Here is an 8,512-nt window from a genome sequence, read left to right on the forward strand (position 1 = left end):
GTCCATCTCCAGCCGATCGTGCACCGGCTTATCGTGCCAGATCACTTGCCTGAGATCCCGCATATCGACCGGCTGCGCACAGATCGGGCAGATGTAAAAATGGTCGCCTTCGTTCTTGGGCGGGTCGGCGTGACGCCTGCTGGTGATCGGTGGGCCTAGGTCGGATAGCTTCGTCATTCCACTAAACATTCAATTTTGCTAAAATGTTCCGGGAACTGAATCCGCGCTTCGGATTTGAGTCTCGGCTGGCGACGCAACGGGTCAAGCACGCAGGTGGTCGGCTGCGTCAAACACCTGCGTGGCGAGGAAGACCTTCGGCATGCATCGCTACAGGATTTTCGGCAGGAATGAGGACGGACAGACCACCCCCCGCTGCTAGGCCTTCAGCCCACCGTCGGTGCTGGGGGATCGATCTTCACTAAGCGGTGTGCGGCCTCGACCAGACGCCGTTGCGCGCGGATCCTGCTGCAAAGCGCGATGTTCTCGGCCAGCATTTCTTCTGAGCGTTCAAGCGCGAGCTCGGTCCGCTTGATGCGTTCCCTGGCATTGGCCATCGCGCTTTCGTAGGGTTCCATCGTGTTCGTCATGATTACTAACTCAGGGCGGACCGGATCGTTCCCTCGAAGGTCAACACTGGACTGGCCATCGATGAGCATCCCGATCGCTTGGCAATGGGGTGCTGTGATCTAGCAATGTGGCAACAGGGACCATCCGAAAAACGACCTGTTGCGGACATAAATCATGGCAAATGGTGGCGTTCGAAATGAAGCAAGACCTCACTCGCTCCAATATCGATGCCCTCTCGTTTGTCATCTTCGTTTGGATGATCCGCTAGTTGCCGCAGATCCTCTTCCAAGCCGCCGAGAACGTCGATCGGCAATCTCCGTATGACCAGAGTTATACAGTGATACTTTTGAGCTCCGTCGGTTCCCTTAAGGATCCGCGAAATCGGATCAATCAGCGGTGCCCCAAGGTAACGAGGAAATCAGCGAGAGGTCTAGCTACCGGCCAGTTGCTATCGGCCGTCCAATCCAACAGTTCGTCCAGTATCGGCGCGATCGCGGGATAGCCCGCTTTGATAATGAAAGGGATAGAATCGACATCGTGCTTGCTCCGCGGCAGTAGCCTCTGTGCATCGATCATCTGAGACCACTCACGGCACATCGATCCTTGCGCTCTTTTTGAGCACCCGAAGATCGATGTCAACGTCCGCTTCCACCACCATCTGGTAGTGGGTCAGTCTGGAGGCGGTCGAAGGCGCTTTCGGTGGCGATATCGACTATGCCATGCTGGTCAAGCTTTACGGCAACTCGCCCGAAACAGCCAAGGGCCGCTACAGCCCCGCCGAATGCACTGGCGCTCGTAAGACGCCAATCGAGGGCAATCCCAACCCCCGGCGCGGGTATCCGTCGTGTTAGGCGAGGGGCCGCCTGCTACCCCATCCCGGCCATTGTCGACCGCCTGCTGATTGAGTTTTGACCCTTAGCACCTTCGGCAGGTCGTTTCCCGACTTCCTGCTTGGGATTGCTGCGCGAACCGATGGCGATGATCGCCAGTTGTTCGGCCAGCTCGCGGCGGCGGCGCAACCGGCGAACAGCAGATAGGCTTCGATCCGTCGCGGGCGTATACGTCGTCCAGATCGTCGGCTCATGGTGACCGAGCGCGATCAGCCGGCGTAGCGAGCGCATGATCTCGCCACGCGTCCGGCCAGCCTCAAGCATGCAATCGACGATGGCCTGAAAACCTGGGTCCATGGCCTCCTGGCAGTCGATCTCACGGTCCGCGTATTCCTCTTGCCGTCTTGGGGATCTTATCATCCAGGCTTCCTCATAGATATCGCTCGCCTTCGGCGCGGTGCTCGAAACAGAACCAGTGCGGCGCTGCTGAAAGCGTCGCGGCGGAGACAATCGCAGGCTTGTCGGATCCCGAAACCTTTTCCAAAGCGCCAGCATAAGCTGCCGCGTCGGCAACCGCCTGTAATTTCAAGCTGCTGTAATACCAATAGGAAGTCTCGACACCGAGGCCAGCACCGCCAACAACAATCGGCAAAGACAGGGCAAAAATAACGGCAATGTTGCCGCTCGTCCCGACGCCTCGTCGCAGACACCGGACAAACCGCCTCGATACACGGCGTGCCATTTCCATGGGGTATTTAAGGAAGAGATGGATGAAAGAATGGCTAAGGATTTCACTCCAATGATATGTCCGCTCGCTGGGACGGCCGGCACAAGCTCCCGCGGCCGCACTCCGCGAGCACGCTGCTAGTTGCTGGCCCTCTCGTCAGCCGGCGATCGGGTTAGCCTTTCCACAGTTTCAATGATTGCCTTTGCGAGTACTTCGCCCTCGTGGATAGGCTCGGGGCCGTAGAGCAGCAACACGGCTTCTTCGCTCGGCAACACGCCTGCCGCTCTATGTCGTCGCCTTCAATAACCCGATGCGAGATAGACAACCCTCTACTGGCGTTGAAGATCATCAAGGACATGTCACCGTCTGCTGCAGATTTTTTCGCCCTCGGCGCGCTCGAAACGAAACGCCTACGTTTTGTTGACAAGGATTCAAATCGCAAAAATTCAATTATGGAGGTGGCACGCTAGGCCGCGCGGTCCTCGACTACTCGTAACTTGTGCTTACGCGGCCTTTGGGGGCTGGCTACCTTGCCTTCGCCGCTTGTATGCCGCGCTAACTCGGCTATGGGACAGGGTCGGCCGAGCAAATAGCCCTGCAATTCATCGCAGGCTTCCGCACGCAAAAAGCTCAGTTCCGCATCCGTCTCGACGCCCTCTGCCAAGACGGGAAGCTTGAGACCTCGAGCGAGCCCGAAGACCGCGCGCATGACGGCGCCTCGTCGCTGGTATCCACCGCACGGACAGGGACTGGTCGACCTTGATTTTGTAGAACGGGAAGGCCCTCAGGTTTGACAGCGATGAGTAGCCGGTGCCGAAATCATCCATGGCGATCTGGACGCCAAGGTCTTTGAGCTTGTGCAAGACCGCGAGGGCCCGGCCAATATCCTTGATCAGCGACGACTCTGTAATTTCCAGCTCGAGGCGGGACGGCGCAGACCAAGGCCGCCAGGGCAACCAGACGCAAATCATGCTGCATCGCAATGCAGGTATAGACCTTCAACATACTCTTCCCCGAAGTTGGTTACGAGCTTCGGAGAAAAACCAACGGTCATACCTTGAAGAAATGCTTATGATGGCAATTCAACTTGACCACGTCGTGGGATGGGCATTCGCGGCACCGCTTTAGGTGTAAAGCAGCTATTCGCCGCCAGATGCTCGACGTCGACTTGGGCGCAAATCGGACCTAAATGTCGGATAAGATGCAATCCGAAAGCAGCCTTCCAAATCGTCGATAGCAGCCATGTCCTTGGAAAGTTCGACACCAAGATAGAGGCGTTCCGCTCCGTGCACGCCATGCGCGCACGCGTCTGGCTGCAATGCGTTAAGCCCGGGCTGATCGGCCGCGTCAAGCACCTGCGCGGCGACCTTGACCACCAGCAAGCTTGGCAGCCTGGGGGTTGTCCAGGCAATGCGGAGGATATGTCGGCAGACGAACGATGATCTACCGGATTAACTGGGGATTAGTTGCCATGCTGCTCGCCGGCGCCTTCATTCTGGCGTTGTGCCTGCGTCGTTAGCTTGTGGCAGGGCGGCAAAAGCCAAGTACTTCATGGGAGTAGCATCGAACCATAGATTTCCGTGCACGTCCGCGACAAGATTAGTTCATCGAACATGGAACTTTTGCCAAGCGGAGCCCTTCTTCACGTTGGAAAGGAGGAACCATGGCAAATCTCGGAAAACTAGCGATCGCAATGCTTGGGGTTTTAGCTTACCAGAATCGCGACAAAATCGGAGACATGATCCGTCGCGCACGAGAGCGCGATCCCAATAATCCGCAGGGCGGTATCGTGGACCAGTTGTCCAAGGGCGTGTCGGGCACAGCTCTAGGCGATATCCTCGACCGGTTCAGAACTGCGGGCGCAGGCGCCAAGGTGGACTCTTGGGTTGGCACCGGGCCGAACGAACCGATCGAGCCACGCGACGTGGAAACGGCCATAGACGAGGAGACGCTCACTGCTCTTTCTATGCAGACTGGCCTATCGCGGGAGGAGCTCATTGCCAGGATCACGCGAGATCTGCCCGAGGCTGTCAACAAGATGACGCCAAATGGCAAATTGCCAGCTGAGCCGACGCAAGGCTCGGATCAGACGACCCTGCTTGACGACGTGGCCCCGCCTACGACGCAAGCTAAAAATCCCGCGGGCCAAAGCGAAGTCTAGAGTGACAGCTCTACACCGGGGCGATCTGGTAAATGGCACACGCGCAGCGCCTGGGATGAGCGGGCAGGGCTAGCCCGGGTCTGAGCCAGCGAAAGCAATTTTCGGAGTTATCTGTTGGCCGCTCTACGTGATTCCCGCTGGGTCATCGATGTCGAGCCTCAGGTGGGACGAGAGTTCCCAGCGGCAACGCGCCTGGCTCTCACCGGCCGACGCGAGCTAATCGAGGCTGTTATAGAGGCAGCTACTGCCCTAGGCCTGTCCGTGGCTTCCGATGGGGCGAGCAGTAGCCGTTCGTTAGCTTGAGCGCCGGTTATCCTCGCCCCTCTACCATTTGTGCGCGGCCCAAAATAACCTGTTGATCTTCCGACGCAAAGTGCCAACAAATGGGCGCTTGTGGCTTATGGCCGGGGGCCGCCTCAGGTGAATGCTAAGACGAATTGTGAGCGCGAAGCCGTGGACCTTGTCCATGAGGCCATCCACAAGATCCCCTACGGTGGCACGGTCTCTGTCAAGGCCATTGTAGCAGCGGTTCGCCAAGATGGCCCTCATCTCGAATGCACGGACAAGGCGCTGATCGAGCTTATCGTGACGGCAGCTCCGGCGTTCGGACGCGCCGTAGCATTCGACCTCCACGAATTATGCTGCAGCAAACACGTCGTCCCTTTGCGGAACTCTTCAGCAATCAGAGAGTTGCGCACCAAAGATGATCGTTATGGCAACTCACGACAAAGACCGTGCCTTCCGAGAGTTGATCAGATCGGAAGGCTACCGACGCAAGCTTCGAGATCTGCTAAGATTGGACGGCGAACAGACTTTGCCACCGAGGCTTCTTGCGTTGGCGGTGGAGCTTCAGGAGGAGCTTGAGCGGGGAGGGATAGACTTCGCTGACGAGAACCCCTAGTCCACCAGCTACCAATCTCAGCCCTCCATATCCAGTGGCTCATGTTCCGGCTGCGCGTGCCACGTTGCCTGGCGCCGATCGCGCATGTCGAAAACTTGGCCACAGACCGGACAGGGGTTGAAATGATCAGCCTCGCATTTGCCCTGCCGCTTGCCGATTACGGGCGGCAGGTCAATATCCGAGAGTGCCACTGCCGGGCTTCGTCTTCGAAGCGCCGCAATGACCTCCGTTAGCACCGCACGGCTGGCCCCATGCCGCCGGATCAGCTCGCGCACTTGGTCGGACCGGACGCCGTTTTCCTTGGCGAAGCGGTGAATTTCTAGATCATTCCCAGGCGACAGTTGACCACGGTCTCGATCGGGCATCCTCGTCATAGTCGGACAGCACTCGTTCATGACTGCATTCTCTTGGCCTCACGCTCCAGCGTGGCCCGTTCGTTGCCGTGGCGGCGGATCAAATCCCTGACCTGCTCCGGTGTAATGCCATTCGACTTGGCGAAATGATCGACCTCGTAGTCTTCGTCGGCGGAAACCCGATTGCGGTCGCGGAAATCGCGCTTTGTCTTGTCGTCGGCCATTGATCGTCCTCCTGTTGGCCAAGCGAAACCGCGGGATTGGCCAGAAGGTTCCCGTAATTCGGGTTGCTTTAAAGAAACATTCGGCCTCGCTCTGCGTTCGGCTCTATGGAGCTGCCCTATGAGCGAGGATGATAGTAAGGGAAGGCCAGATAGCGGGGCTGCCGTCGAGACTTTGGCCCAGCAATTGGCCAGGCAAACAGGCATCTCGGAGTCTGATGCTCGGGTGCTGATCGAACTGATCGGCACCAATTGGAATTCATTGTTGCGTGAGGCCCGGCTGTTGAAATCGCGGCGTTGACACTAGGTGCCGAACGGACACGCTTGTGGCCGGCGTCCCTTGGGGGCGTTGGGGTAGATTGCCTGGTAGAGACACCGGCCGAGCGGATTGGGGTCCGCCGCAAGAGACAATTTCAGCAAGAGCTTCCATTCGGCAACCAGGATCGCGGAGCACGCTAAACAATTCGTTGATCAACGGCTTGCGATTAGCCTTGCACTGCGCAATTTTCGCGGCAGGGGCCATGATCACCGAGACTGACGCACCCTAGGCGCGGGCTCGTGCGATACTGTTTCGACATCTACCGTGACTAGGCCGGCTCCTTCGATCCGGACCGTCACCTTGCCGTTCTCGTCATCGACCCGAGTGACAAAGCCGGTGATCTCGACCTTCTGGCCGGCCCTTGTTCTCTTCGGTGTGTCGATCGAAAAGGGAAAGTTGTAAGAGGGTATGCTCACGCTCGACATGCCGTTGTCCAGCACCTTCAGGATTGTCACGGTGAGCGTGACTTCGTCGCCGATCTTTACCGCCATGGCCTAGGCTCCATTTCCAGCCGATCGTGCACGTCGGATAGTTTCGTCATGCTACTAAACATTCAATTTTGCTAAAATGTTCCGGAACCGATTGCCCGCCCTGCGGCTTGAATCGCGGTTCGGGGAGTCACAAGTGCATGAGTAGCGCCGCAGACCGGCTATCATTCATTGAGTTTCAATCGCCGACGTTGGTTGCGAAAGCTCCCGCGGGCAGCGACTGGCTGCACGAGGTCAAATACGATGGCTACCGCACGCAGCTAATTGTCGATGGCCGCACAGCACGAGCTTTCACGCGCCGCGGCTACGACTGGTCGCATCGATACAAAGGAATTGTCCAGGCAGCGGCGAACCTACCGGTTAAAGCAGCAATCATCGACGGGGAGGCTGTCGTCCTGGGCGAGACCGGGTTGCCGGACTACCAAGCCCTCGAGCGGGAATTGGGCAATCCATACTCGCCGAAGGTCATCTTCTATGCGTTCGACCTGCTGCACCTCAACGGTCGGGATCTCCGGCAACAGCCGCTGGTGAAACGCAAGGCCGCGCTAGAAAAGCTGGTGAAGGACAGGGCGCCGACACTGACCTATGCCGAGCATCTGGAGGTGAGCGGCAGCGACGTGTTTGAACATGCATGCCGGATGGGCTTGGAGGGGATCGTATCCAAGCGAGCGGATGCCCCCTATCGCTCAGGTGTGCAGACGAGCTGGCTCAAGGTGAAATGCATCAAGAGCGACACCTTCCCCATTGTTGCTTTCGTCGAGAAGCTCGGCGCCCATCCACGCCGCATTGCGTCCCTTTACATAGGCCGCTGGGAAGGCGATCGCCTGCTCTACGCTGGCAAGGCCCAAAGCGGCTACAGCTTGACGACAGCGCGGCATGTTAGAGAGCGGCTTGATCCACTGATCATCGGCAAGTCGCCTTTATCAGAGCCCATCGTGAAGCCGAAGGCGACCTGGATCAGACCAGAGGTCCTGGCCGAGGTGCAATTCAGCGGCGTCACCGATCGTGGCATCCTGCGCGAGGCAGTGTTCAAGGGCCTGCGCGAGGACCTCGTGACGATCCCGGCGAAGTCGCCCGCTTCAAAGAGACGAGAGGCAGTCGGGCAACATGGGGTTCCTCGCGAGAACATTCTGCAATTGCTTCCGGATGCGGTTTCGCCCTCCAAGGAAGAGCTTGTGCGCTACTGGGAGCGGGTTGCCAATCAAGCGCTGATCCATCTCGGCCGGCGACCGCTGAAGCTGGTCCGCCATGCTTTTGGGGCCACCTTCTACCACAAAGGCAAGCTGCCCGAGATTCCCGCGGCGGTACATCAGTTGCGCGTCCAGAAACGCGAGGGGGGCGAAGGCGTTCGCGTGTGGGTGGACGACCTTGCCGGTTTGCTCGGGCTGGTCGAGATGAATGCCGTAGAGGTGCATCCCTGGAACGCCACCGTTGACGATATCGAGCATGCTGATCGCGTCGTGCTGGACCTCGATCCGGGGGAGGGCATCGAGTGGGCGGAAGTGATCGAGACCGCGTTGGCGCTCCGCGACATCATGGAAGCGGCAGGTCTGGAGAGTTGGCCGAAGGTGACGGGCGGCAAGGGCATTCACTTAATGGGACCGCTTGAGACAAAGATGACCCACGACAGCGCCCGGCAATTGGCCAAGTCGCTCGCCCAGTGCCTTGTTGAGGCACGCCCCGGTCGTTATCTACTCTCTGCCGCTCCGGCAGCCCGAAGAGGTCGCATCTTTCTTGACTACCTTCGCAACGGACGTGGCAACACCGCGGTGGGAGCCTTCTCCCCACGAGCCCGACCGGGCTTCCCAATCGCCCATCCTGTAACGTGGAGCCAAGTTGAGCGGGGTATTCGGCCCGACGGTTTCACCATCGACCATCCGTTCCGAGCGGCTGCCCGAAGGGCGGCGTAGCCGCTCGCATTCGAAGCTTTTATGCTGCTTACCGG

Annotated in this window: 12 protein-coding genes and 2 pseudogenes; 4 read left to right on the forward strand and 10 right to left on the reverse strand. The window is 58.6% G+C overall.

The window, feature by feature from the left end; genetic code table 11:
• Positions 1-383: 383 nt before the first annotated feature.
• The 3 genes from EOA86_RS12255 to EOA86_RS41200 form a co-directional block, all read right to left on the reverse strand.
• Positions 384-587 carry a hypothetical protein gene (locus tag EOA86_RS12255; protein WP_245497245.1) on the reverse strand — a complete coding sequence of 68 codons (204 nt, stop codon included), beginning with the start codon at positions 585-587 and terminating at the stop codon, positions 384-386.
• 152 nt (positions 588-739) lie between these two features.
• Positions 740-961 (reverse strand): DUF5071 domain-containing protein, encoded by a 222-nt coding sequence (locus EOA86_RS41195; RefSeq protein WP_348633341.1) that lies wholly within the window; start codon positions 959-961, stop codon positions 740-742.
• The gene (locus EOA86_RS41200; RefSeq protein WP_348633342.1) at positions 958-1,164 is read right to left on the reverse strand and encodes a DUF5071 domain-containing protein; all 207 of its coding nucleotides are present in this window, start codon (positions 1,162-1,164) and stop codon (positions 958-960) included. The genes EOA86_RS41195 and EOA86_RS41200 overlap by 4 nt, the downstream gene beginning before the upstream one ends.
• A 77-nt stretch (positions 1,165-1,241) precedes the next feature.
• Here EOA86_RS41200 and EOA86_RS40150 point away from each other — a divergent pair.
• A pseudogene (locus EOA86_RS40150) lies at positions 1,242-1,391 on the forward strand (IS1 family transposase); the annotation flags it as partial.
• Between the two features lie 42 nt (positions 1,392-1,433).
• On the opposite strand, the gene EOA86_RS12270 reads toward EOA86_RS40150, so the two are convergent.
• The 4 genes and pseudogenes from EOA86_RS12270 to EOA86_RS12285 all read right to left on the reverse strand — a co-directional run bounded on the left by EOA86_RS12270 (position 1,434) and on the right by EOA86_RS12285 (position 3,506).
• The gene (locus tag EOA86_RS12270) at positions 1,434-1,817 is read right to left on the reverse strand and encodes a hypothetical protein (RefSeq protein WP_128341870.1); all 384 of its coding nucleotides are present in this window, start codon (positions 1,815-1,817) and stop codon (positions 1,434-1,436) included.
• A gap of 10 nt (positions 1,818-1,827) precedes the next feature.
• Entirely contained in the window at positions 1,828-2,145 is a 318-nt protein-coding gene (locus tag EOA86_RS12275) for a pilus assembly protein TadG-related protein (protein ID WP_245497246.1), read from the reverse strand.
• Between the two features lie 445 nt (positions 2,146-2,590).
• A pseudogene (locus EOA86_RS12280) lies at positions 2,591-3,059 on the reverse strand (EAL domain-containing protein); the annotation flags it as partial.
• A 204-nt stretch (positions 3,060-3,263) separates the two neighbouring features.
• The gene (locus EOA86_RS12285; protein ID WP_128341872.1) at positions 3,264-3,506 is read right to left on the reverse strand and encodes a hypothetical protein; all 243 of its coding nucleotides are present in this window, start codon (positions 3,504-3,506) and stop codon (positions 3,264-3,266) included.
• Between the two features lie 281 nt (positions 3,507-3,787).
• Here EOA86_RS12285 and EOA86_RS12290 point away from each other — a divergent pair, with 281 nt between their 5' ends.
• Positions 3,788-4,285 carry a YidB family protein gene (locus EOA86_RS12290; protein ID WP_128341873.1) on the forward strand — a complete coding sequence of 166 codons (498 nt, stop codon included), beginning with the start codon at positions 3,788-3,790 and terminating at the stop codon, positions 4,283-4,285.
• 918 nt (positions 4,286-5,203) lie between these two features.
• Here EOA86_RS12290 and EOA86_RS39350 read toward each other — a convergent pair.
• On the reverse strand, positions 5,204-5,461 hold the full coding sequence (locus tag EOA86_RS39350; RefSeq protein ID WP_206630004.1) for a hypothetical protein: 258 nt from the start codon (positions 5,459-5,461) through the stop codon (positions 5,204-5,206).
• 116 nt (positions 5,462-5,577) lie between these two features.
• Entirely contained in the window at positions 5,578-5,763 is a 186-nt protein-coding gene (locus EOA86_RS12300) for a DUF3606 domain-containing protein (protein WP_128341875.1), read from the reverse strand.
• A 118-nt stretch (positions 5,764-5,881) separates the two neighbouring features.
• On the opposite strand from EOA86_RS12300, the gene EOA86_RS12305 reads away from it, so the two are divergent.
• Positions 5,882-6,061, forward strand: coding sequence for a hypothetical protein (locus EOA86_RS12305; protein WP_128341877.1), 180 nt, complete (start codon positions 5,882-5,884; stop codon positions 6,059-6,061).
• Positions 6,062-6,285: 224 nt separating this feature from the next.
• Here the strand turns inward: EOA86_RS12305 and EOA86_RS12310 are convergent, their stop codons facing one another.
• Positions 6,286-6,570 carry a hypothetical protein gene (locus EOA86_RS12310; RefSeq protein ID WP_029352425.1) on the reverse strand — a complete coding sequence of 95 codons (285 nt, stop codon included), beginning with the start codon at positions 6,568-6,570 and terminating at the stop codon, positions 6,286-6,288.
• 137 nt (positions 6,571-6,707) lie between these two features.
• Between EOA86_RS12310 and ligD the strand changes: the two genes are divergently transcribed.
• Entirely contained in the window at positions 6,708-8,477 is a 1,770-nt protein-coding gene (ligD, locus tag EOA86_RS12315) for a DNA ligase D (RefSeq protein ID WP_128341879.1), read from the forward strand.
• The last annotated feature ends 35 nt before the right edge of the window (positions 8,478-8,512 follow it).

This window comes from Mesorhizobium sp. M5C.F.Ca.IN.020.32.2.1, assembly GCF_004023105.1.
Classification (GTDB): Bacteria; Pseudomonadota; Alphaproteobacteria; order Rhizobiales; family Rhizobiaceae; genus Mesorhizobium; species Mesorhizobium wenxiniae.